Origin of the sequence: Spirosoma aerolatum (assembly GCF_002056795.1) — a bacterium.
Classification (GTDB): Bacteria; Bacteroidota; Bacteroidia; order Cytophagales; family Spirosomataceae; genus Spirosoma; species Spirosoma aerolatum.
Genome location: NZ_CP020104.1, coordinates 7,782,739 through 7,806,021 on the forward strand (window position 1 = coordinate 7,782,739; position 23,283 = coordinate 7,806,021).

Below are 23,283 nucleotides of genomic sequence, written 5' to 3' on the forward strand. Positions count from 1 at the left end.
AAAAGCAGACGCCCGCTTTTTCTCACTCTTTCGCTCTTTCACTCTTTCACTCTTTATGTTCAAGAAAATTCTTATCGCCAACCGGGGGGAAATCGCTCTGCGAATTATCCGTACCTGCCGCGAAATGGGCATTAAAACGGTGGCCGTCTTTTCAACGGCCGACCGCGATAGTTTGCATGTACGTTTTGCCGATGAGGCTGTTTGCATTGGTCCGCCGGTGAGCAAACAATCGTATCTTAGTATCCCTAATATTATTTCGGCGGCCGAAGTAACCGGGGCCGATGCTATCCATCCGGGCTACGGCTTTTTGTCGGAAAACGCCGAATTCTCGCAAATCTGCGCTGATTACGGTATTAAATTTATCGGGGCTACCGCCGATCAAATCAACAGCATGGGCGACAAAGCAACTGCTAAAGCGACCATGAAACTGGCTGGAGTTCCAGTCATTCCAGGCTCCGAGGGTCTGCTCGAATCCATTGAGCAGGGTAAAAAGCTTTCGGCCGAAATGGGCTATCCGGTCATTATCAAGGCAACGGCTGGTGGTGGAGGTCGTGGTATGCGGATTATCCGGGCCGAAAGTGAGTTTGAAAAAGCCTGGAACGATGCCCGTACTGAAGCGGGTGCTGCGTTCGGCAACGACGGACTGTATCTGGAAAAATACGTTGAGGAACCTCGCCACATCGAAATTCAGATTGTGGGTGATCAGTACGGTAAAGTTTGCCACTTATCCGAACGAGACTGCTCCATTCAGCGTCGTCACCAGAAGTTGGTCGAAGAAACCCCCTCTCCTATCGTTTCGGATGAACTTCGGCAACAAATGGGCGAAGCGGCCATTAAGGGCGCTCAGGCCATTGGGTACGAAGGAGCTGGAACAATTGAGTTTCTGGTCGATAAACACGGGAAGTTTTATTTCATGGAAATGAACACCCGAATTCAGGTAGAGCACCCGATTACGGAAGAGGTAACCGACTTCGACCTGATCAAAGAGCAGATTAAAGTAGCTGCCGGAACCGAAATTTCGGGCCGGAACTACACACCGAAGCTGTATGCTATGGAATGCCGCATTAACGCAGAAGACCCTGCCAACGGTTTCCGCCCTTCGCCCGGTAAAATTACCAATCTGCATTTTCCTGGCGGTCACGGTGTTCGGATCGACAGCCACGTATACAGCGGCTATACCATTCCACCAAACTACGACTCGATGATTGCCAAACTAATTGTTTCGGGCCAGTCGCGGGAGGAAGTGATTACCCGTATGAAACGGGCATTGCAGGAATTTGTCATCGAAGGGATCAAAACCACGATTCCATTCCATATCAAGCTGATGGACGATCCAGGTTTCCGATCTGGGAAATTCACGACCGCTTTCCTCGAAACGTTTGATTTCAGCAAGCTGTAGTGTAACGCCGGGGTTAGCCCGTAAGTACAAGTAGCTGATGCATGGGTTGTCACCTGTGTTACATTAAAAAACCGAGGTGTCTTGCTTTAAAGCAAGACACCTCGGTTTTTTATTACCCACTGTACTACATGAATCACCTCGCTACGGCCGATTACATTGTTTTTCTAGTTTATTTCATTGTTGTTGTCGGATATGGCTACTGGGTATACCAGCGAAAGCGGTCGGCCCAAATGAATACCACTGATTTTTTTCTGGCCGAGGGGTCGTTAACTTGGTGGGCTATCGGTGCATCGCTGATTGCCTCAAATATTTCGGCTGAGCACTTCATCGGCATGGCTGGTTCGGGTTTCGCTATGGGCTTAGCCATTTCTTCTTATGAGTGGTTTGCCGCAGCCGTATTGATCATTGTCGCCGTCTTTTTCATTCCCATCTATCTGCGTAATCATATCTACACCATGCCTCAGTTTCTGGCGCAACGGTATAGCGACACCGTAAGTACTATTCTGGCTATATTCTGGCTAGTGGTCTACGTGTTGGTTAACCTCACCTCAATACTGTATCTGGGTGCCATCGCCATTGAATCGTTGGTGGGCATTTCCTTCACGACCTGTACCATCGGGTTAGCCATTTTCGCCATCTTTATCACCCTGGGCGGCATGAAGGTAATTGGCTATACCGATGTTATTCAGGTGATCGTCCTGATTTTCGGCGGTTTAGTCATCACATATCTAGCCCTGGAATTAGTAGGGAAAGAGACCGGAACGAGTACAATCTGGGGAAGTTTAGTCTCACTTCGGAAACAGGCCGACACCCATTTCCATATGTTTCTTCCCAAAGGCCATCCCTACTACGATGCACTACCCGGTATGGCCTTAGTGACGGGCGGTATGTGGCTGAACAATCTATATTACTGGGGATGTAATCAATACATTGTTCAGCGTGCCCTGGGTGCCGATTTGAAAACGGCCCGTAGTGGTATTCTGTTTGCCGCTTTACTGAAGCTGATGATTCCGCTCATTGTGGTCATACCAGGCATTGCCGCTTTCGTTCTTTTTCAGACAGGCTCTTTCCGCGAAGCCATGACTGATGCATCGGGCGTTGTAAAACCCGATCATGCGTACCCTGTGCTCATGAATTTATTGCCAATCGGAATGAAAGGGCTAGCGTTTGCCGCTCTGACAGCCGCTATTGTGGCCTCACTGGCGGGTAAATGCAATTCCATTTCAACCATTTTTACACTCGATCTTTACAAAAAATACGTCGATAAAAACGCGTCGGAACAAAAGCTGGTCAATGTAGGGCGCTGGGCGGTTGTTGTGTCATTTGTTATTGCCATTGCATTGGCCCCCATGCTTCGTTCACTCGATCAGGTGTATCAGTACATTCAGGAATACACCAATTTCATTACACCGGGCATCTTCGCCATTTTCCTGCTGGGTTTTTTCTGGAAACGCGCTACCAACCGGGCGGCTCTGACGGTCGCAATCCTGACATTGCCCTTCTCAACACTGCTTAAATTCTGGCCCGATATCATGAATCTGTTCGGTGTTCAGGCCGAATCCATTCCATTTTTGCACCGCACTACCTGGGTTTTTTGCATCGATGTTGCTCTGATGGTTCTCGTATCGCTTACCGATCCGGCCAGCCACCGAACGGGTGATGAAATCATTGTTGATCGGAGTATGTTCCGAGTAACGCCTTCATTTGTGATTGGCTCCGTCGGAATTTTTGGTATTTTGGCTGTATTGTATACGGTCTTCTGGTAGAGATACATGCTAAAATTTTTGATGATGGGGTTTCTGCTGGCATCGACAGTGGCCAAGGCACAGTTGCGTGAGCGGCTCGATTCACTTATGCAGGCAACAACACAATCAGGTCAGCCGGGCGCAGCCCTATTAGTCGAAATCAACGGGAAAGCCATTTATCAGTCAGGAAAAGGCCTCGCCAATGTAGCCACTAAAACGTCGATTACGTCCGAAACGAACTTTCGAATGGCATCAGTCTCCAAGCAGTTTACCGCTATGGGTATTCTATTGCTGGAGAAAGATGGTAAACTCTCCCTGGATGACCCAATCATTCGTTTTTTCCCGGAGTTCAATGGACAGGTTGGCCGGAAAGTACAGATCCGAAATCTACTGACTCACTCATCGGGTTTACTGGATTACGAATCTGTCATGAACCCCAATCAGCGGGAGCAGCTTCTGGATACAGATGTGCTTACGCTTCTGAAAGATCGCGATTCACTGTATTTCGAGCCGGGCAGTACGTTTCGTTACAGCAACTCGGGTTATTGCCTGCTCGCGCTGATTATCGAACGGGTATCCGGGCAACCATTTTCTGCTTTCATCCGGGAACGGATTTTTAAACCCCTTCACATGACGCAGTCGGTTGTTTATGAAGCCAGAAAATTGATTGTCAACCGGGCTATGGGCTACCGTAAACAAGGAGGGGCTTATGTTTTTTCGGACCAGAGCGTAACCAGCGCCACGAAAGGGGATGGCGGAATATATACATCATTAACCGATTACAAGAAATGGATTGATGGCTTACATAACCATACGCTCATTGATCTTAAGGCTGCGCTGGCCCGAACCGGGCAGGCCATTCGGGCTAATCCGGGTAGCTATTATGGTGCAGGCTGGTTCTTCCGACAGCCTTCCAATCCCGTTCTTTTCCATTCGGGCAGCACGTGCGGCTTCAACAATTTTGTCGTGGCAATTCCGGAGAAAAAGGTTTTAATGGCCTACTTTTCCAACAAGGCGGATAATAAAACCAACGCGGCTGCCTTACTAAAGATTCTGGACAGTACATACCCCAACGAATTAGCCGATATACTGACGCTGGACGAGCTAACCCAATAATAGGTTCTGGCTCAACCTTTGCTCTATCGTATTGGTTTACAGGAATAAATTTTCGAGATTTGTTAGTTAAATTTTTTATCGATCATGATTAGCGAAACAGCCCCACTTGCCAGCCTTGATGTATGGGAAGACGACGTACTGAGTCGTTACCCCCAACCCGAGCACAAATCGAAAGATGATTATCGCAACTACGACACGCCCGAGCGTGATACAGTTCGGGAGTTCTATCGACTGAATCATACCTACCAGACGTATGATTTTGTGCTGGAAAAAGAGCGGGAGTTTCTGAAATTCGATAAGAAAGAATTACCTGTTTGGGGCGTTGCGGAGTTTTTGAATACACTGGTCGATGATTCGGACCCCGATACCGACCTGGACCAGCTTCAGCACCTGCTACAAACCTCCGAAGCCATACGTGCCGATGGGCATCCCGATTGGTTCGTTCTGACGGGCTTCCTGCACGATATGGGTAAGGTACTGTGCCTCTTTGGCGAACCCCAATGGGCGGTTGTAGGCGATACGTTCCCGGTTGGTTGTAAGCATTCGGATAAAATTGTTTATCCAGAGTTCTTCGCTAACAATCCCGATAGTCAGGACGAGCGGTATAATACGAAGTATGGCGTTTATGAGCCCAATTGTGGCCTTCGCAACGTGCATATGTCGTGGGGGCATGACGAGTATCTGTATCAGATGATGAAAAACTACATGCCCGAACCGGCGCTATATATGATGCGGTATCACTCGTTCTATTCGCAGCACCGCGAAGAATCGTACAACCACCTGATGGACGAGCATGACCATGAGATGTTCAAATGGGTTCGGAAGTTCAATCCCTATGATCTGTACTCCAAAAGCCCCAAGCCACCCGTTGTAAGCGAATTGAAGCCTTACTACGAAGACCTAATTGCGAAGTATTTGCCAGCTACGTTGAAGTTATAAAAACAGATAAGTAAACTTGCTCTAAGAAATAGTACCCATCGTTCCTTAAGTTTTGATTATGTACTTAGAAGAACGTATTGAGCAAGTTGAACGCCAAAACGCGACGACCGCCCGAGCAGTAGCAGAGCTTACTGTCGATGTACGAACCATTCGTCGTGACTTGACCGAAGGTTTTAAACAGGTTAACACCCGGTTAGACAAAGTAGAACAACGACTTGATAAAGTCGAAAGCGATATTGTCGAATTAAAGCAGGAGGTAGCTGAACTAAAACAGGATATGGGCACAATTAAGCAAACCCTACAACTAGTTTTGGCTTACCTCCATGAGAAATTGCCTTGATCGAAGCAGATTTAGCACAGCGAGGAGTTGTAAAACAGAAATGCACAACGTATGTAAAAATTCTTTATGTACTTTGTGCATTTCTGTTTTAATGAACAGCTATGCTCCTCTTTTTCATTGCACTCTATCTTCTTTCCAATGTGGCGGTTGGTGCCTGGGCGGCCCGACGCGTAACAACTTCACAGGATTTCATTCTGGCCGGTCGGGGGCTCCCCTTGTTTTTAGCCGCTTCCGTAACCTTCGCTACCTGGTTCGGTTCGGAAACCATCATGGGCGCACCGGCTATGTTTGTAGAAGGTGGTTTTCTGGCTGTTATTGAAGAGCCTTTTGGTTCGGCCCTATGTCTGTTTCTGGTCGGTGCTTTTTTTGCCCGACCGTTGTACCGGCTCAACATCACAACTTTCTGCGATTATTTCCGTATTCGCTACGGACGCGCTGCCGAGCTGCTCTCAGCCGTTATGGTGATTCCATCCTATTTTAGCTGGATTGCGGCTCAACTGGTGGCGATTGGTATAGTATTGAGCGTCGTGACCGATGTACCGCGTGAATACTGCATCATAGCCAGTGCCGCCATTGTTATGATTTATACGCTATTGGGTGGTATGTGGTCAATTTCTGTAACGGACTTTTTTCACAACTTGATCATCATTCTGGCGCTGGCTGTTCTGGCGGTTTTACTCTGGAACGAAGTAGGTGGTTTGGCAACCATTCAGCAGCGTACGTCGGTCGGATTCTTTCGCTTATTACCCGATAATACCGGCAAGGATTGGCTGGCGTATATAGCTGCCTGGATAACTATCGGTCTGGGATCTATCCCGCAGCAGGACGTTTTTCAACGGGTGATGTCAGCGAAATCAGAGACGATTTCAGTCCGTGCTTCCTATCTGGCTTCGGGTATGTATCTGACCATTGCCATGCTTCCGCTCTTTATCGCCTTAAGTGCCAAGATACTCCACCCCGATTTACCCAAAGATAATCAGCTCATTATTCCCAATATGGTAATGCGGCATGGGAGTTTACCTTTACAAATTCTGTTTTTTGGCGCTGTTACCTCGGCCATTTTGAGTGTATCGAGCGGAGCCATACTGGCCCCATCAACCGTTTTTGGCGAGAACGTCGTGAAATTTTTCCGGCCTGGTATCAGCGATGCTAATCTATTGAAAACCATTCGTTGGGCAGTAGTAGTGATCACAGTGATCTGCGTACTGATGAGCACAACCCGCGATACCAATATTTTTGATCTCGTTGGTGAATCATCCGCTTTCAGTCTGGTATCGCTATTTGTACCCTTAGCGGCTGGTATTTACTGGAAACGCGCTACGCTGATTGGCTGCCTTTGCTCAATGACCATTGGCTTTTTAGTTTGGCTATTCTGCCTCTGGCAACAAAGTGAACATCCGCCCCTACTTTGGGGGTTACTAGCCAGCACACTTGGTATGGTCGCCGGAAGCTTATTGAGTACGCCATCTGCTGTTATACATCAAGCAACCGCCGATGATAATTGATCTGGCCGAGATGATAGGTAAGGTGGGTGGTTAAGTGAACCAGAAAGTATTCTGTAGATGTAGGTTTGTCGAAAACCAGCATAGGATACTCCTCGGCAAGTTTTTCTTCCGTTACCTTCGTAAGTCCTTCCTCAACGACAACCCTAGTTTCGTCAATTTTTGCCAGCAGTTCGGTGCGGGGTATGTCTTTGAGGGAAAATTCAAGATCACGATGGCGGATGTAGCCCGTTTTGCCTAACTCAGCGCCGATGTATGTATTCAGATTACCAATCAGATGCAGGCACAGATTACCCGCCGAATTGGCAATATTTTTGTCAACTATCCAAAGATTTCGCTCGTCTTTATATGCGCTGATTTCCTGCCTAAGTTTAGCCAGATCACGCTGAAATAGGGTGTTTAAAACCTCCAGAAGCATAGTGTACTGATTTATAGTCTTTAGAGAATCAACCAAAATACTGTTGTTCAATCCTTCCTACATAGCCCAAATCTACAGCGCGCTCAAACCATTGCTGAAGCTGCTTTCCGACGTTTGGATATAAATTAAGCATATGTAGCTCAGCAATAGGTCTCCAGACCAGTTCAAGTGCAGTGGTTTCAACAGGGTTTAAGGCAGGGATACCCTGAAGATTTCGACCAGCAAAAACGACATGCAATACATCGTCGTTTCGCTGCGTGAGGAGCATTTCACCCGCCAGAACCATTTCTCCGATGTCGACCGAAACGCCTAGTTCTTCCTGAATTTCCCGGATAATCGTTTCTGGTAACGTTTCATTGCGGTCGGGGCTACCGCCGGGCAAAGCAAATACATCATGTCCTCCATAGGAGTAACGCATGAACAATACCTCGGTCTGATTGGCATTCTGCCGCCAGATTAGTGCGGATGGGCGAACTTTCATGCCGCCAACTTAAACAAAGCGGTCGTCTTTCCCAATTTATCTCCGGAAAAGACGACCGTAAAAAATTTAGTCAAGTGTGGTCAGGTACTGTCAAGAGTCGCTTAGTGAAATTCTTGACCACTCTTGACAATTATCTGACAATCCTTGACCCTTAACATTTAACTCAAATCCCGGCTAGTTTCGAACAGGAACCAGGTGCGTCGTTCGGTTTCGTCGATGAAATTTTCGAGTAAGCTGGCTGTGGCTACGTCTTCCGCATCATCAGCAATCTGGTGCGCATCGCGCATGTTCTTGGCCATTTTCCGATTTTCTTCTTCGAGGTCTTTCAGCATATCGATTGGCTTCACAAAGTCTTCATCGTTGTCTTTCACCCGCTGCAACTGCGCGATATGCGCCACCGAACGAATGGTATTGGCCCCAATTTTCCGTACCCGTTCGGCTAATGGATCGATGGTCGCAAAAATCTGATCAGCCTGTTCATCGAGGAGCAGATGGTAGTCGCGGAAGTGACGGCCCGATACGTGCCAGTGATAATTTTTGGTCTTGATATAAAGGGCAAAGGCATCAGCAACTAGCCGATTCAACGCTTCAGCCACTTTTTCCCGCCCTTTCTCCTTTAAATCGGAAGGGGTATCCAGTTCTTCAATTTGATTGATAGCTTTCATGAATGATATGCGGTTTTGGACAAACATCTGTTTTCTGGACAACCTCAATCCACTCCCCATTGTTTGCTTAAATGAGCAGAACCTCCCAACCTAATCCACTGTTACTATATTTGTAAAAATGCGATGGCTATGACAACAACGGAGAAAGAGGAGGTTAAGGGGATTATCCGCGAAATGATGCAGGAAAACAAAGATTTTTTCAAAGACATTATCCGCGAAATTATTGAAGAAGATACTGGCCGATCCGACCGAAAAGCAAAAATTGACGCGATTATCAAACGGGATTTTAAACGCTACGAAAACGTATTTAAAGCCCTGGCTTAATGGAGTATCTGGAGAAGGAAGATATATTGTACATTAACTTCTTAACTATTCAGCATGTGGGTGGCAATTTCGTCCCACCCTGCAATTTTCTACACGAAGAAAATTTAGACTACTTGTTGGAAGCGGTACAGGCGGAGATGTTTGGTCAGCCTCTTTACCCAGAAATTTATCAGAAAGCAGGTTTGTATATGTACAATATCATCTGCAACCACATTTTTCAGGATGGCAATAAGCGAACAAGGCTAGAAGCTGCTCTACTCTTCCTACAACTTAATGGTTACGATTTGGTCATAGCCGATGATCTGTTAACCCAATTCACGCTCGATGTCGCATCAGGCAACCATTCGCTTGAAACGGTACAGGCGTGGTTTCAAGCAAACAGTCAGCCACTAAACGCATAATCAATCGCGGAATGCGGTTTAGAAACGAGCCAATACTTTCTCCGAAACCGTTTTCCCAATTGACAACGACGAGGTTGCCGCTGGCGAAGGGGCATTCAATACATTTATGGCCTTGTCGGCTTCCAGAATAGCGAAATCGTCGAGCAATCCACCCGTACGGTCACAGGCTTGAGCACGAACCCCTGCCCCACCGGGTTCCAGATCAGCTTCCTGAATTTCGGGAATCAGTGCCTGTAAGGCTTTGGTGAAGGCAGCTTTGGAGAATGAACGGTACATTTCACCCAGACCCGTTTCCCAGTATTTGGCGGCAACTTTCTGAAAACCCGGCCAGGAGAGCGTTTCAAACAACTCTTTCAGATTAATGTCGGACTTTTTGTAGCCTTCGCGCTGAAACGCCAACACAGCATTTGGGCCAGCTTCTACCCCACCGTGAATCATACGGGTAAAGTGAACCCCCAGGAAGGGGAAGTTAGGATCTGGAACGGGATAAATCAGGTTTTTGACAAGATGCTCCTTTTGTGGCTTGATCTGATAATACTCTCCCCGAAACGGCACAATCCGCACATCGACGGGCTCACGTTGGGTAAGTTGGGCAATCTTGTCAGAATAAAGCCCGGCACAGTTTACAACGAGTCTGGTTTCGTAGCGACCTTTGTCCGTTACAACAATGCTCAGACTAGTACCGGGCGTAACCTGCTCCACGCGCTCATTAAACCGGATTTCACCGCCTAACTGCTGAAATTTATAGGCATATTTCTCGGCTACCTGCTTGTAATCGATAATACCCGTTTGCGGTACGAACATACCCGCTACCCCATTGATATGCGGTTCTATTTCCCGCATTTCGGCCAGCGATAGCTTTTTTAGTCCACCTAATCCATTTTGCTGTCCACGCTGATACAAGGTTTCCAACTGAGAAATCTCTTCCTGCTTCGTGGCTACCACTATTTTGCCACACAATTCATAGGAAATCCCTTCGGCATCACAGAAATCAATCAGCATCTGATAGCCCCGAATACAATTGGTTGCTTTCAGACTACCCGGTTTGTAATACAGTCCCGAATGGATAACTCCACTGTTGTGCCCGGTTTGATGACGCGCCACAAACGGCTCCTTTTCCAGTAGAACGACCGTCAGTCCGGGGCGTTGCTGTTTCAACTGCAAAGCGGTAGCCAATCCAACAATTCCACCGCCAATGATTACTACGTCTGTCATAATACGCAAAGGTACGGTGGAACAACAAAAAAAAGGGCGCAACGAGATTTTCGTTGCGCCCATCATCCTTTAGCTGTCGTTTACTGTTCCAATATCTTACTCCTTAAACGGGAATAACCAGGTTGTATTTTATCCAAAGATGTGCTTTTGGAGCGTTTCCGGGGCTATTCTGGATGAATGGATGATTTTAAACGACAAGCGGCTGAATTTACCGAAGTTGGCCTTCAATCCAGTCGAGACCACGTCGGTAGAGTGCATGGGCAAAGTGGACGCGATTATCGAAATCGGCATCTGTAGTATGCCCTTCCTGCATAAACTGACGAACCAGCCGAGCGTTGTCAAGCGCCTGGGGTTGATCATACTCCGTTTCGGTCTGGGTACGGAACGAGGCAAAGGCAGGAGAATCGCCTTCAAAGTGCTGAAAAAACAAATGGCCGCGTGGGGTTCTGACAGCGCACAATACCCCACTAGCCCGGCTGGTAGACGGGGCCAGACTTCCTTCCAGCCCACGCTTGAGTACTATAACCCCATCGAAGCCTGCCAGTAGAGCCAGCTCGGCCATTTTCATCTGATAGGTGATGTGAAAAACCGATGTGACTAAAATTTGGGCATGGCATGGATTGAGCACTTTTTCGAGCGTAGCCAGAAACGGACGTTTAATAATAATCTGTCGACGCTCGACCCACCGATTCAGGGCAGGCGACAGGGCTTTCTGATCCAGTACCCAGCCATAGTTGGCCAACGGCGTATCCAGTTCATGGTTGCTTTGTAGAAACTGGCAACCCAGGTTCATGTACAGATCCAGCGCATTGAGGGTAAACTTGGGTCCGCCCGACCGCCCAACCAACGAGACGGCTCCATAGCCCCGCTTCTGAAAAAACTGAGCCAGCAACGGCGTAATCAGGTAACTATGCTCCACCCCATCGAACGGTTCGGCTAACTGCACCAATGGCCGGTCGGCACAACTCATCGACCCAAATCCAGGCGAAAATGTCCGTTCGGCAGCCCGCATGAGCCCCAAATACTCGTCGTTGGTTTCGTGCCGGACGCGCAGTATACTAGCCGCCAATGCCCGAAATACTTCGCAATCGCTCTGGCCGAATAAATAATCGCCCAGTTGCTCAGCCTCAGTCACCTGTAGGTGTCCACCACGTACTAGTTTGGTGGCTATGGGCAACAAGCGATCGGGCAAACCGGGGCAAATTTTATTGATAAAAAATGTTGGGTGCGAAAAAGCGCCCTTGCCGATAAGCTCTTCCAGGGTTCGTTCTTCTGGTGTAGGTCCTTTTGCCAGCAATGCCCCCCAGAAAGCCCCACGCTGCAAGGGATGGCTCATCGGGTCGGCCAATGCTGTACGACATTCGGCCAGTAAATCGGGGGGAAGGGGTTTGCTGCCGTATTTTCCAATTCCAATGTGTTTAATCCCTCGGCCCAATGGCGTATCAGTAGCTGGAGTGTTCAGAACCATACAAAATACGGGTTTGACTGACGAACGTACCTAGGTAAAAGTAAACAAAAAGTACTACGAACCGATGAGAAAGTCTCAGGAAAGTGAGCGAACTGCCATCTAATTCTTGTCTCGTTTATGCCAAATCCGAATACTGTCCAAAAAATGACCTGCAAACCTGCCTTCTAACTGACTATCTGCTAGTTATAAACTTTTACACTAACTTGCTGTGCATCAATTTTCGCTTTTGTCGATGACCAGTCCAACTTTACGAATCCATCTGACAGAATACCATCGCATTAATAAAAGAAATCTTGCTTATTGATACACAATTACGCGATTTTGGTTGTTCAATCGTTACACAAAGAGCCGTGCGAGGTCGAAGACAATACAGCATGGCTCTTTGTGAAGTCCTGAATAACCTACTTTTGTACCCGAATTAATTGTTTTTCGGCATAAATGGCAGAACGGATCGCTTACGGCAAAACGTGGTGGGGTCAGAAATGGCTTAATGCTTTGGCAAGCATTGATATGGCAAACCGCCTGCCACGCGGAAAAAGCTATGCCAACAAGGGGGCCGTCATGGGCCTGCTTATTTCGGGCAATCAGATTAGTGCCTCCGTAAAAGGTACGGCGCCCCGGCCCTATAAAATTAAGCTGTCGGTACCGCTTTTTACGGAGCAGGAACGAACCTGGCTGTTAACCGAAATTCGCGAAAATCCGGCAACACTGGCTCAACTTCTGAACCGGCAATTACCTCCTGAACTGATCGAATTTGTCAATCGACGAGGTATCCAACTATTTCCGGCATCATTCCGGGATTTGTCGATGGGGTGCTCCTGCCCTGATTTTGCCGTTCCGTGCAAGCACGTTGCCGCCGTTATTTACATTATTGCCAACGAGATCGACCGAAATCCGTTTCTGGTTTTTCAGCTAAAAGGGCTGGACATTCTGGAGGAGTTACAAAAAGATCAGATCGATGTTGGCGGGGGTAGTATGAGTCAGGTATTGTCGTTCAAAGACATTTGCACCGACGAACTGCCCGACGATGAAGATTGGCAACCTTCCGAAACTGCCCGTACCCACCTGGATTATGCCACAATCCCAGCCTTGTCGGAACAACTGTTAGGCTTGCTGTCACCGGATGTTACGTTCACCAAAGGGGATTTCCATAAATCATTAACCCGCGCCTATAAATTATTCAGCAAACTCTTATCCGACGAGAAACCGTTACCGCCTGACGAACGGCCCGACTTCAGCGATAGCATCGAACTCCAGCTCGATGAAGTAATGTCGGTCAAAAAGATCAACATTTTTAGCGAGCATGGCGAACCTCGTCCGCTTAGCGGGTTCAAAATGAGCGATCTGGTGGGCTGGATTAGTACGCTTACTGAAGCCGACTGGCCCGAAATGAGCGATTCGGTCCGAGCGTTGTACCTTACCCATCAATTTTCGGCTGCGCTGTTGCGCCGGGGAGCTGTAGTGCCACAATTGTTACGGGTAACGCCCGGTGAAGATCAATACCGGGTACGCTGGATTCCGGCCATGCTCAACGAATTCGTAAAACAGCAAACCGAACTCCTGGCTTCGCAAATTCCACCTACCTTGCTGACGGTCCGCTGGCAAAAAGAATGGCTGGCTCTGCCCGGCCAGCAGTTGGTCTTAACCCTTTGTTCGCTCTTTTTACGGCGGGTTATCAAGCCAACGACCATCGAACTTTGGGAACGCTGGCCACTGGAAGATGCCGACCGCCTGTTTTTCGGCATCGAAACGCTGCGATTTGAAGGATTCGGACGGAAGGAGATGCCCCTTGCCATCCAGCTTTGGCTCAACGACTTCTTCCTGACCCACAAACGATTTGTGCCCATTGTTGCCGTTGAAGACAATGAATTCGGTGATGAGTTTCGCCTAAGCCTGCTCATCCGCGACCGCGAATCGAAAACCGCGAAAGGCGCACTCGATCCCCCTATTCCACTGCCTGACCTCCTGATCAAAAAGAAACACCAGGGCATACGGATGGCTGTTTTGCAGGATTTGCTGGTTCTGTCGCGGCATTTTCCGGATTTAGCCCGATTGACCAAAATGGGTGGCCCGGCGTATCTGACCTACTCGCCCAGCCTGTTTGTCGATGTGCTGCTTGAAACCTTACCCCGTATGCAGTTGCTGGGCATTTCGCTCTGGCTGCCCAAATCCTTACAACACTGGGTCCGTCCGCAGGCAGGTGGTCGATTGAAGGCCAAAGTAACCGCCGACAATGCCTTTATGCGGCTGGATGATATGCTGACGTTCGACTGGCAGGTGGCACTTGGCGAAGAGATGATTAGTGTAAACGAATTTCAGAAGTTGGTAGGTCGAACAACGGGCCTAGTCAAGATCAAAGACCAGTACGTGTTGATCGACCCGAACGAACTGACAAAACTCTACAAGCAACTCGAAAATCCGCCCGAACTGACAGGCTCAGATTTACTCAAAGCAGCGCTGTCCGAAGAGTACAAAGGTGGCCGACTGGGTATATCGGCCGAAGTCAGAACGCTCGTCAAACAGTTTACTGAAAGTGCGTCGCAACCGCTCCCCGATGCCCTGAACGCTACATTACGGCCCTACCAGCAACGCGGTTACGACTGGCTGATGAAAAATACATCCCTCGGAATGGGAAGCCTGCTGGCCGACGACATGGGTTTGGGCAAAACACTTCAGATTATTGCGTTGCTGCTCAAGTTCAAGCAGGATGGTCGATTTAAAAAGCAAAAAGGGCTGGTAGTATTGCCAACCACCCTACTGACCAACTGGCAAAAAGAAATTGCCCGCTTTGCGCCCGATCTTCGCCCCACGATTTATCACGGTTCGAGTCGCAAGCTTCCCGATGATAAGACCAAAGATTATGACCTATTGCTAACCACCTATGGAGTAGTACGTTCCGATCTCGATAAGTTAAAAAAAACTAACTGGGCAGTTGTGATCATCGATGAAGCGCAAAACATTAAAAACTCCGATACCGAGCAAACCAAAGCGGTAAAAGCCTTAAAAGCACCGATTCGCATTGCTCTCAGCGGTACGCCCGTCGAAAACCGGCTATCGGAGTTCTGGAGTATCATGGACTTTGTGAACAAAGGGTATTTGGGTGGAGTGGGCAAGTTTAACGAAGAGTTTGGCAAGCCCATTCAGCAGGAACGCGACCACCAGAAGCTTGACAAGTTCCGGCGCATAACGAGCCCCTTCCTGCTTCGTCGGGTCAAAACCGACCGGAGTATCATCAGCGACCTACCTGATAAGATTGAGAATAACCAGTTCTGTACGCTCACCACTGAACAGGCTGCGTTGTATGAAAGTGTGGTGCAGGAAAGCTTGCGGGCCATTCAGCAAAAAGAGGGTATTGCCCGCCGGGGTCTGGTGCTGAAATTAATGACCGCTCTCAAGCAAATTGGGAACCACCCGCGCCAGTATCTGAAACAAGGAGCCGATGCCCCAGCTTTATCTGGCAAAACTACGCTGCTGCTGAATCTGCTGGAGAACATCTATGCCAGCCACGAAAAAGTGCTCATTTTTACCCAATACCAGGAAATGGGCCAGTTACTGGTGCAGTTTATCCAGCAAGCCTTTGGAACTCCTCCCCTGTTTCTGCATGGCGGAACATCCCGTGACGAGCGCGACCGGATGGTTGAGCAATTCCAGAAAAACCGGAGCGATCACACCTTTATCCTGTCGCTTAAAGCGGGCGGGACCGGACTTAACCTCACGCAGGCCAACCACGTTATCCATTACGATTTATGGTGGAATCCAGCCGTAGAAGCGCAGGCCACCGACCGGGCGTTCCGAATAGGCCAGACGAAAAACGTGCTGGTATATCGGCTCATCAATCAGGGAACCATGGAAGAGAAAATCGATGCTATGATCCGCAACAAAAAAGAACTGGCCGATCTCAGCGTCAAAACCGGCGAAACTTGGCTGGGAGACTTGAGCGACGCAGAACTGAAAGAATTAGTGACCCTAGGCTAAAAAAACTTGTAAATTCCGGGGTTGTATTCAACGAATTAACGTTAATTCGTTGAATACAACCCCGGAATTTATAGGTTTCTGGCTATCCGATAGCCTTATACTTTTTTCGGATCGGGGTGAACGTATGGTGAACGATATTCGCGGGCAAGCATTTTGGTTGCCTCTTTATCGCCCACTACTTCACGTTTAACGGGGTCGTATACCATCGGGCGACCCGTTTTCATCGACATATTGGCTAGTATGCAACTTGCGGTCGAAATGTGGCCTTCTTCAATATCGGCAACTGGCCGTGAATTTTTCTCGATGGCGTCCAGGAAGTTGAGCATGTGCAAGCGCGTAGCTGGAGCCGCGTTCAACTCAATTTTAGGGTTGGTATCTTCCGTAACGTCTTCTGGATATTTCTCTTTTTCGTACACGACGTCGAAGTGAATCTTTTCCCCTTTTCCATCCGGAATAAAATCGGCCTGCATGGTGCTACCCCACAGCGTACCTTTTTCACCATACAGCGTGAACGACCAGGGATAATCGGGGTTGTTGGCGGTACCCCAGGTTTTATGGTGCCAAACACAATTCAGTTCATCGTATTCGAACAGAGCCGACTGTGTATCGGAAATGTTCGACTTACCTTCTTTTTGTACGTAGATACCGCCATGTGAGGTAATTCGTTTTGGCCAGCCGAGTTTCAGCATCCAGCGAACGGTATCGAGCATGTGTACGCACATATCGCCCGTGATGCCATTACCATACTCCATAAACGTCCGCCACCAACGCACGTGAGGCAGGCCATCGTAGGGGCGAAGGGGCGCCGGGCCAGTCCACATATTGTAGTCGAGGAAGTCAGGAACGGCCTGTACGGGTGGGTTGCCGTTGTTGCGCATATGCAGATCGCAGGACATCTCTACGTGCGATATTTTTCCGAGCAAGCCGGCATCAACGATTCGTTTCTTGGCTTCGATCAGGTGCGGGGTACTTTTGCGTTGTGTACCGACCTGTACGACTTTGTTGTATTTACGGGCAGCTGCTACCATCGCTTCGCCCTCCATTACGTCGACACTAATCGGCTTTTGCACATACACGTGAGCGCCCGCTTTCACACAGTCGATCATTTGGAGTGCATGCCAGTGGTCGGGTGTACCGATCAGAACAATATCCAACTGGTTTTCAGCCAGCATTTTCTGATAATCGCCGTACAGTTTGGGGGTTTTACCCGATTTCTGCCGCTGACTGACCATTTTAGCTGCGTAATCAAGCATATGTTTGTCAACGTCACACAGGGCCACTACTTCAACGGGGGCTACCTGAATCAGCCGAAACAAATCACTTTTACCGTACCACCCGGTACCAATTAACGCTACTCGATACGCTTTGGGTGGGTTAATTAAATCCAGTCCTCGGGCACCAAAGGTCGATAGTGCCAGCGAAGCGGTAGAGCCTTGTATAAATTGACGGCGATTGATATTAAAATTATCCATGCAAGTTGAGGATTTAGGCTGCTAGAGCTGGGTTTGTATGAGAGTTTATTTGAGAAGCGCCATCACGGCATCGTCGCCCACAACAGCGCGGGTAGGTCGTGGGTGTTCGGCCGTAAAGACTTGTAAATCGGTTGGGTCCAGTATTGTATTGGGAGCTTCGTCGATCTGGCCATTTTTCTGCACACGCGCCAGATCGAGTTTCAGATGCTTCGCCAGGAATTGATAGGCGGCTAATCGTTTGTTAGGACCATAATCGTGACCTTCGGTAGGCAAATGGACATTTTCGACCCGGTCTTTTACTCCGTAATAACCGTAAATGTTCTGGATGTACGGATACTCGACCGATGGCGTGTTTTTAGTCCAGTCTTTTCCGTCCGAAACCAGCAACATGGGCCGGGGAGCCGCCAGGGCTGCTATCTCGACATTGCTAGTCTGGTGAGTAGGTCGTTTATGAATTGGCATACCACTCTCACAAACGCAGCCGCCGAAGAAATGGGCCGATACCATCACCACGGGCACTGAGACTTTAATACGCGGATCAAGTGCCGTCAGTACAAACGTTTGCGTTCCTCCTCCTGATTCGCCCGACATAGCAATCCGGTCCGTATCGACATTAGGCAGGCTGGTCAGAAAATCCAGCGACCGCATTCCATTCAATGTCTGTAAGGTCAACGCTTCGGCAATCTTATGGTCGGTCTGCTTCGAATCGCCATAGCCCAGCATATCATACGCAAACACAACAGCCCCCATCCGCGCCAGTGTTGCGCAACGCTGCTGGGTGTATTCCATCAGGCGGTTGTTCTGACTGCCTCCGTGCCCATGGGGGCAAAGAATACCCGGCACTCGGCCTTTGACGTTCAATGGACGGTATAGATTCCCCGTTACGAAAAGTCCGGGCAAGCTTTCAAATGCGACGTTTTCAACGGTGTACCCATTCATTTGCCGGAGACTATGCCGGATGGGTTGAAGCGGAGCAAACTTCGGCTTGTCGGGTAGTTTCATCCCTTCCCGAATGCCTTTTCGGATCAACGCTGCACGAGCTTCCCAACTGGCGCGATCATGATAGGTACCGGCGAAGGTCTGTAACGCTTTGGCCCCTTCCTCCTCCGTAAAATAGGCTCCCTGGCACAAATCGGGTCGGGCAGGGTTGGGTTGTGCCATCACACCCACCAGCCCTGTCAGGTAACAGATCAATAAATTTTGGATACGCATGGTTCTTCTTGACAGCGAACGGATTGAATAGGGTAGCAAAACCCAAAGAAGGCTTTTGTAAACTCTTACTCCTTCGCCTGCCCGAAGACGCTAAAAAACCCGATTTAGCGCGGAATATCACCCCGTTTTAGCGCTTTCACAGCATAATCGGCAGCCCGTGCCGAAAGAGCCATGTAGGTCAATGACGGATTCTGACAGGGCGACGAGGTCATACTGGCTCCGTCGGTACAGAATACATTCTTTATGGCATGGTGCTGATTGAATTTGTTGAAGACCGAGTTTTTAGGTGATGTACCCATGCGTGCCGTTCCCATTTCGTGAATACTCAGCCCCGGATGCGCCTGACTGTCGAAACCACTAATGTTGGAGAAACCCGCTTTTTCGAGCATCAGTACAGCCTGATCGTGTGCATCTTTTCGCATAAGGGTTTCGTTCTCGCGGTAATGAACATCCATTTTCAGAACCGGCTGGCCCCATTTGTCCTTAACTTCATCGGTCAAAGAAACCCGGTTGTCTTCGTAGGGCATACACTCGCCAAAAGCATCCAGCGTGATTTTCCACTGGCCAAACTGCGTGGCCTTCTCTTTAAAGTCAGCCCCGAAACCGTCGAGCTGAAACGCGTGATCCCAATTTTCGCGGCCCGTATATACTTCAAAGCCATACCCACGTTTGAACGACTGGCCTGCCTGACCAGGTAAGTTGCGAAAGCGCGGAATATAGAGCCCGGCCGGATGCCGCCCGTAGTAGTACTTATCCAGATCGTGGTCGTAATCGGCGGTGGCTCCTACGTGGAAATGATGGTCCATCAGGTTTCGGCCCAACTGACCGCTATCGTCCATCCCGTTCGGAAACCGCTTCGACTTCGAGTTCATCAGGATGTAGGTTGAGCCTAATGCCGATGCATTCAGAAAAATAATACTCGCCCTGAATTCATGCCATTGGTGGGTTTGCTCATCGATCACCCGAACGCCCGTTGCCCGGCCGGTTTTATCATCATAGATAATGGAGTTGACAATCGAATGTGGCCGAACGGTGAGCCGTTTTGTACGTCGGGCAGCGGGTAAGGTTGCCGACTGAGTACTAAAATAGGCCCCATACGGACAGCCCCGCATACACAGGTTCCGGTATTGGCATTTGGCCCGGCCTAAAGCCATTTGCTCTGGTGTAGGGGCCGTCAGGTGAGCTGCCCGTGCTGAGATCACTTTCCGATCCGCAAACTGGCCATTGACTGATTTCCGGAAATGCTGCTCGACACAATTATCGGGCATAGCTGGCTGAAACTGACCATCGGGCAAATGCGGCAGGCCATCGCGGTTTCCGGCAATACCGGCAAACTTCTCGACATAATCGTACCAGGGAGCGATATCTTTATAGCGAATTGGCCAATCGGTTCCGATACCTTCTTTGGCATTCGCTTCAAAATCGAGATCCGAGAATCGGAATGAGTAGCGCCCCCACATGAGCGAACGCCCGCCGACATGATACCCGCGAATCCAGTCGAACGGTTTTTCTTCGACATAGGGATTGTCCAGATCATTGACAAAATGCTGGTGCGTCGCTTCGGTTATGGTAAAACCCGTTCGATTCTGAATGGGGTATTGTTTAAGCGTCTCCAGGGGTACCGACAGGTTATGATGCGGAAACTCCCAGGGCGCTTTGGTAGCGGTATGATAATCCGTGACATGCTCGATCATGCGGCCCCGTTCGAGGAGCAGCACAGTCAAACCTTTCTCAGCAAGTTCCTTGGCCGACCATCCTCCGCTAATACCTGACCCTACGACGATTGCATCGAATTTTTTACCCGATGGAATGGGCGGCTGTTGATGAAAGGAACTCATAAATAATGCTAAGTAGATTAATGAAAATACATTAGGTTATTTTCTGTCATCCCGAGGAACGAGGGATCTTCGGAGACTAGCTAAAAGAGAATCTCCGAAGATCCCTCGTTCCTCGGGATGACAGAAACGTCCTTGCAGCATACGCTAAACTATTTTCGTTTGAGTACTTATTAGAAATTAGATACGTTACAAAAACAGTACAAAGATCGCATTCGAGCCAGATAAACCAGCAACTTCTACTGTATATAACGTTCGAGTCTGGGTTATTCATGCCAGTGTTTTTCCAGCCTGAAATGGGCAAGCAGAAAAAGCCAAATAAACACCTGTTTATCAAGACGTTATTACTATAATAATTATAAAAGTAAATAGATAAGGCAGCAAACTATTGGTATCTTTACGGGGAGAAATTATAGGCTAATGCCCACCGCCAGAATGAGATTTGACAAGGTTATACCAGTTGATCCCCTGAAGCCTTATATAAAACACTTTGTCATTTCAGAAAGTACACTGGAGAGTACCTATAAAATCTTTCCATCGACCAGTCTGGTCATTGGATTTCAGTATCAGGGGCAATTAACCACTATTACCGAGAGCCAGTCAAAAATCCTATCGACAGCAGGTATAACGGGGCTTTCCGACCATGTTCAGGTGTTCAAAAACTCGGCCGATATAGGAACGATTCTCGTCTTTTTCACAGAAGTTGGTCTGGCTTTTTTTACATCCTGCCCGGCCAATGAGCTATTTAACCAAAGTATTTCGCTCGATACCCTTTTCAGCAGACAGACGATTAGCGAAACGGAAGAGAAATTAGCACAGGCCCAAGCGGATAGCGAACGCATACAGGTTGTTGAACGCTTCCTGCTTTCTCAACTCAAGATGATTCAAGGCGATAAGCTGGTTATTGAAGCAGTGAGGCTTATTTATCAATCAAAAGGCACGATCAGGATTTCGGAACTCAACCAAAAATTAGCGACTAGCCAAAGTCCTTTGGAAAAACGGTTTAGGAAACTGGTAGGTACAACACCTAAAAAATTTGCCTCCCTCGTTCGCTTCAATACCGTCCTCAATGACCTGACAACCAGCATAAAATCGCTGAGCGAAATTTGCTACGAGCATAATTTTTTCGATCAGGCGCACTTTATCAAAGACTTTAAGCAATACACAGGCGAAACCCCCGAACGGATTAAACGAGCCGATTAGATAAACGATTTTTTACAATTCCAGCCCTCCTGTTTGTTAGACCTTTGTGCCAGACTAATCATTCAGGCAATCGTTTAACAGCAACGAATCATGTTTACAGTAGCGCAAATTAAAGCAGCTCATGCTAAGGTTCAATCAGGGGCCGACTTCCCTAACTACATTCAGGAAATCAAACAATTAGGTGTGAAGGCTTTTGAAACCTGGGTCGTTGACAGCCATACCGATTACGTTGGCGACGACCACTACCAGACATCATCGTATCCTATGTATGCTGAACTATCCATTACAGATACCGTCAATAAAGAAACGTTTGCCTATGCCCTGCGTATCCATCAGCAAGGCCAGACTGACTACTATTCGTTTTGTAGGGCTTGCGCCGACACGGGCATCGAAAAATGGTTTGTCAATCTGGAGACCATGACCTGCACCTATTTCGACAAATTCGGTAACCAAGTACTGGTAGAACAAATTCCGGCCTAAACCGACGTTGCGATATGAGAAGGATGTGCTTAGTCAGCACTTTATCTGACTGTTGACTAAACCAAGGTTTGCAAACATTTTTTACAAGTGAATTAGTGGTTTGCCCCTTGCAAAAAGGCGGCAATCTCCATACCCCAGGCAATGCCTATGTGAATCAGCAATCCCCCCCAGATGCTACGCGTGCTAAGGGCCAGCACACCCAGTAAATAGCCGCCGAATATGGAGGAAACGGCCTCTCCCAACGGTCGCCCGAAGTGGATAGTGCAATACCAGACTACCATCGGTAACACGGCACCATGCCCCAGCACCCGGCTCATGCCAATGACCAGAAAACCCCGGAAAAGGAGTTCGGTAGGCACAAAATCCCAGCCGTAGCAGAGTTCATAAACAAGAGCCGTAACCCACTCAGGCACCCCGAAAAATTCATTGGCATTGGTATCCCGATAGGTTGGGTACGACTCCAGGAAGTCAGGCTGAAAAGATGCCAAGGTAATCAGTGGAATCATCAGCGCCAGCATGAGGGCATACAGCGCTAACCCTTTCCGTTTGGGGGCCATACCATAAAAACTACTTGGATAAGGGTCAAGGAATTTGTAGAACAGCGCTAGCGGCAACACAATCGTTAGCAGCGATTGCAGGTTATGCAGGCAATAATAGGCAAAGACGTATATCTGTCCGCCAAAAAGCTGCTGGCTCCATTGACTATGGGCATAGAATCCGGCATATATGGAATAGAAAACCAACGCCACTCCGCTACGAAGCCAGAACGCACGATTACGCCAGATATCAGGTCGGCGGTTAAAATACGTCCAGAGCCAGACACTCCCGTAATAAGCCGTTGCATATAAGCCCAAATAGAGTACTGGCCAGATGGGTTTACCCTGAAACGAATCGATGTATGAATCTTCGAGATCGAGCGAGAAATTGACGGTGAGGAGTATAGCCAGCCAAAGGGCAGTAACTGCGTACAGACCAGGCCGAAAGTTGATGCGAAAATGGGTGCGAAGGTCTTGCCAAAGGGCTTTCACGGGGTTAATTTTAGGGACTAGCGCAAGTAACTGGAAAGATTGATATGATCCAACCTCCTATTCAT

At 48.5% G+C, this 23,283-nt stretch carries 20 protein-coding genes; 11 read left to right on the forward strand and 9 right to left on the reverse strand.

Translation table 11 applies throughout. The features are described 5' to 3' along the window. Positions 1-55 precede the first annotated feature (55 nt). The 6 genes from accC to B5M13_RS32485 all read left to right on the forward strand — a co-directional run bounded on the left by accC (position 56) and on the right by B5M13_RS32485 (position 7,044). Entirely contained in the window at positions 56-1,399 is a 1,344-nt protein-coding gene (gene accC / locus B5M13_RS32460; RefSeq protein WP_080059601.1) for an acetyl-CoA carboxylase biotin carboxylase subunit, read from the forward strand. Between the two features lie 128 nt (positions 1,400-1,527). Continuing rightward, positions 1,528-3,165 (forward strand): sodium/sugar symporter, encoded by a 1,638-nt coding sequence (locus B5M13_RS32465; RefSeq protein WP_080059602.1) that lies wholly within the window; start codon positions 1,528-1,530, stop codon positions 3,163-3,165. Positions 3,166-3,171: 6 nt separating this feature from the next. Further along, positions 3,172-4,260, forward strand: coding sequence for a serine hydrolase domain-containing protein (locus tag B5M13_RS32470; RefSeq protein WP_080059603.1), 1,089 nt, complete (start codon positions 3,172-3,174; stop codon positions 4,258-4,260). A gap of 84 nt (positions 4,261-4,344) precedes the next feature. Continuing rightward, a complete protein-coding gene (locus tag B5M13_RS32475) occupies positions 4,345-5,199 on the forward strand; it encodes an inositol oxygenase family protein (RefSeq protein WP_080059604.1) in 855 nt (284 codons plus the stop codon). Positions 5,200-5,257: 58 nt separating this feature from the next. Continuing rightward, a complete protein-coding gene (locus tag B5M13_RS32480; RefSeq protein ID WP_080059605.1) occupies positions 5,258-5,539 on the forward strand; it encodes a hypothetical protein in 282 nt (93 codons plus the stop codon). Between the two features lie 101 nt (positions 5,540-5,640). Further along, complete coding sequence (locus tag B5M13_RS32485; RefSeq protein WP_080059606.1) at positions 5,641-7,044, forward strand: sodium:solute symporter family protein; 1,404 nt, start codon at positions 5,641-5,643, stop codon at positions 7,042-7,044. Here B5M13_RS32485 and B5M13_RS32490 read toward each other — a convergent pair. The 3 genes from B5M13_RS32490 to B5M13_RS32500 form a co-directional block, all read right to left on the reverse strand. Beyond that, on the reverse strand, positions 7,013-7,459 hold the full coding sequence (locus B5M13_RS32490) for a DinB family protein (RefSeq protein WP_080059607.1): 447 nt from the start codon (positions 7,457-7,459) through the stop codon (positions 7,013-7,015). The genes B5M13_RS32485 and B5M13_RS32490 overlap by 32 nt on opposite strands. A gap of 28 nt (positions 7,460-7,487) precedes the next feature. Beyond that, on the reverse strand, positions 7,488-7,940 hold the full coding sequence (locus tag B5M13_RS32495; protein ID WP_080059608.1) for an NUDIX hydrolase: 453 nt from the start codon (positions 7,938-7,940) through the stop codon (positions 7,488-7,490). Between the two features lie 158 nt (positions 7,941-8,098). Beyond that, the gene (locus B5M13_RS32500) at positions 8,099-8,605 is read right to left on the reverse strand and encodes a Dps family protein (protein WP_020596363.1); all 507 of its coding nucleotides are present in this window, start codon (positions 8,603-8,605) and stop codon (positions 8,099-8,101) included. Positions 8,606-8,734: 129 nt separating this feature from the next. Here B5M13_RS32500 and B5M13_RS32505 point away from each other — a divergent pair, with 129 nt between their 5' ends. Beyond that, positions 8,735-8,929 carry a hypothetical protein gene (locus B5M13_RS32505; RefSeq protein ID WP_155297372.1) on the forward strand — a complete coding sequence of 65 codons (195 nt, stop codon included), beginning with the start codon at positions 8,735-8,737 and terminating at the stop codon, positions 8,927-8,929. Next, positions 8,929-9,330, forward strand: a complete 402-nt coding sequence (locus B5M13_RS32510; RefSeq protein WP_080059610.1) for a type II toxin-antitoxin system death-on-curing family toxin — start codon at positions 8,929-8,931, stop codon at positions 9,328-9,330. The genes B5M13_RS32505 and B5M13_RS32510 overlap by 1 nt, the downstream gene beginning before the upstream one ends. A gap of 18 nt (positions 9,331-9,348) precedes the next feature. Here the strand turns inward: B5M13_RS32510 and lhgO are convergent, their stop codons facing one another. Together lhgO and B5M13_RS32520 are read right to left on the reverse strand one after the other, a co-directional pair. Beyond that, positions 9,349-10,545 carry an L-2-hydroxyglutarate oxidase gene (lhgO, locus tag B5M13_RS32515; protein WP_080060177.1) on the reverse strand — a complete coding sequence of 399 codons (1,197 nt, stop codon included), beginning with the start codon at positions 10,543-10,545 and terminating at the stop codon, positions 9,349-9,351. Between the two features lie 208 nt (positions 10,546-10,753). After that, on the reverse strand, positions 10,754-12,013 hold the full coding sequence (locus tag B5M13_RS32520; RefSeq protein WP_080059611.1) for an anthranilate phosphoribosyltransferase: 1,260 nt from the start codon (positions 12,011-12,013) through the stop codon (positions 10,754-10,756). A 438-nt stretch (positions 12,014-12,451) separates the two neighbouring features. Here B5M13_RS32520 and B5M13_RS32525 point away from each other — a divergent pair, with 438 nt between their 5' ends. Next, positions 12,452-15,988 carry an SNF2-related protein gene (locus B5M13_RS32525; protein ID WP_080059612.1) on the forward strand — a complete coding sequence of 1,179 codons (3,537 nt, stop codon included), beginning with the start codon at positions 12,452-12,454 and terminating at the stop codon, positions 15,986-15,988. Between the two features lie 95 nt (positions 15,989-16,083). Here the strand turns inward: B5M13_RS32525 and B5M13_RS32530 are convergent, their stop codons facing one another. The 3 genes from B5M13_RS32530 to B5M13_RS32540 form a co-directional block, all read right to left on the reverse strand. Continuing rightward, positions 16,084-17,460: a Gfo/Idh/MocA family protein gene (locus B5M13_RS32530; RefSeq protein WP_080059613.1), complete on the reverse strand. Its 1,377-nt coding sequence runs from the start codon at positions 17,458-17,460 to the stop codon at positions 16,084-16,086. Positions 17,461-17,505: 45 nt separating this feature from the next. Next, positions 17,506-18,672: an alpha/beta hydrolase family protein gene (locus tag B5M13_RS32535; RefSeq protein ID WP_080059614.1), complete on the reverse strand. Its 1,167-nt coding sequence runs from the start codon at positions 18,670-18,672 to the stop codon at positions 17,506-17,508. Between the two features lie 104 nt (positions 18,673-18,776). Continuing rightward, entirely contained in the window at positions 18,777-20,510 is a 1,734-nt protein-coding gene (locus B5M13_RS32540; RefSeq protein ID WP_080059615.1) for a GMC oxidoreductase, read from the reverse strand. Between the two features lie 432 nt (positions 20,511-20,942). On the opposite strand from B5M13_RS32540, the gene B5M13_RS32545 reads away from it, so the two are divergent. After that, positions 20,943-21,710 carry a response regulator transcription factor gene (locus tag B5M13_RS32545; protein ID WP_080060178.1) on the forward strand — a complete coding sequence of 256 codons (768 nt, stop codon included), beginning with the start codon at positions 20,943-20,945 and terminating at the stop codon, positions 21,708-21,710. 90 nt (positions 21,711-21,800) lie between these two features. Then, on the forward strand, positions 21,801-22,190 hold the full coding sequence (locus B5M13_RS32550; RefSeq protein WP_080059616.1) for a DUF1398 domain-containing protein: 390 nt from the start codon (positions 21,801-21,803) through the stop codon (positions 22,188-22,190). Positions 22,191-22,282: 92 nt separating this feature from the next. On the opposite strand, the gene B5M13_RS32555 is transcribed toward B5M13_RS32550, so the two are convergent. Then, entirely contained in the window at positions 22,283-23,218 is a 936-nt protein-coding gene (locus B5M13_RS32555) for a CPBP family intramembrane glutamic endopeptidase (protein WP_080059617.1), read from the reverse strand. Positions 23,219-23,283: the final 65 nt, after the last annotated feature.

What these genes read in the sequence shown, in the direction of transcription:
- B5M13_RS32465 (WP_080059602.1), top strand. Translation starts at nt 1,528, where the DNA reads ATGAATCACCTCGCTACGGCCGATTACATTGTTTTTCTAGTTTATTTC.
- B5M13_RS32530 (WP_080059613.1), bottom strand. Translation starts at nt 17,460, where the DNA reads ATGGATAATTTTAATATCAATCGCCGTCAATTTATACAAGGCTCTACC.
- B5M13_RS32490 (WP_080059607.1), bottom strand. Translation starts at nt 7,459, where the DNA reads ATGCTTCTGGAGGTTTTAAACACCCTATTTCAGCGTGATCTGGCTAAA.
- B5M13_RS32520 (WP_080059611.1), bottom strand. Translation starts at nt 12,013, where the DNA reads ATGGTTCTGAACACTCCAGCTACTGATACGCCATTGGGCCGAGGGATT.
- lhgO (WP_080060177.1), bottom strand. Translation starts at nt 10,545, where the DNA reads ATGACAGACGTAGTAATCATTGGCGGTGGAATTGTTGGATTGGCTACC.
- B5M13_RS32495 (WP_080059608.1), bottom strand. Translation starts at nt 7,940, where the DNA reads ATGAAAGTTCGCCCATCCGCACTAATCTGGCGGCAGAATGCCAATCAG.
- B5M13_RS32470 (WP_080059603.1), top strand. Translation starts at nt 3,172, where the DNA reads ATGCTAAAATTTTTGATGATGGGGTTTCTGCTGGCATCGACAGTGGCC.
- B5M13_RS32480 (WP_080059605.1), top strand. Translation starts at nt 5,258, where the DNA reads ATGTACTTAGAAGAACGTATTGAGCAAGTTGAACGCCAAAACGCGACG.
- B5M13_RS32500 (WP_020596363.1), bottom strand. Translation starts at nt 8,605, where the DNA reads ATGAAAGCTATCAATCAAATTGAAGAACTGGATACCCCTTCCGATTTA.
- B5M13_RS32540 (WP_080059615.1), bottom strand. Translation starts at nt 20,510, where the DNA reads ATGAGTTCCTTTCATCAACAGCCGCCCATTCCATCGGGTAAAAAATTC.
- B5M13_RS32505 (WP_155297372.1), top strand. Translation starts at nt 8,735, where the DNA reads ATGACAACAACGGAGAAAGAGGAGGTTAAGGGGATTATCCGCGAAATG.
- B5M13_RS32475 (WP_080059604.1), top strand. Translation starts at nt 4,345, where the DNA reads ATGATTAGCGAAACAGCCCCACTTGCCAGCCTTGATGTATGGGAAGAC.
- B5M13_RS32550 (WP_080059616.1), top strand. Translation starts at nt 21,801, where the DNA reads ATGTTTACAGTAGCGCAAATTAAAGCAGCTCATGCTAAGGTTCAATCA.
- B5M13_RS32535 (WP_080059614.1), bottom strand. Translation starts at nt 18,672, where the DNA reads ATGCGTATCCAAAATTTATTGATCTGTTACCTGACAGGGCTGGTGGGT.
- B5M13_RS32485 (WP_080059606.1), top strand. Translation starts at nt 5,641, where the DNA reads ATGCTCCTCTTTTTCATTGCACTCTATCTTCTTTCCAATGTGGCGGTT.
- accC (WP_080059601.1), top strand. Translation starts at nt 56, where the DNA reads ATGTTCAAGAAAATTCTTATCGCCAACCGGGGGGAAATCGCTCTGCGA.
- B5M13_RS32525 (WP_080059612.1), top strand. Translation starts at nt 12,452, where the DNA reads ATGGCAGAACGGATCGCTTACGGCAAAACGTGGTGGGGTCAGAAATGG.
- B5M13_RS32545 (WP_080060178.1), top strand. Translation starts at nt 20,943, where the DNA reads ATGAGATTTGACAAGGTTATACCAGTTGATCCCCTGAAGCCTTATATA.
- B5M13_RS32510 (WP_080059610.1), top strand. Translation starts at nt 8,929, where the DNA reads ATGGAGTATCTGGAGAAGGAAGATATATTGTACATTAACTTCTTAACT.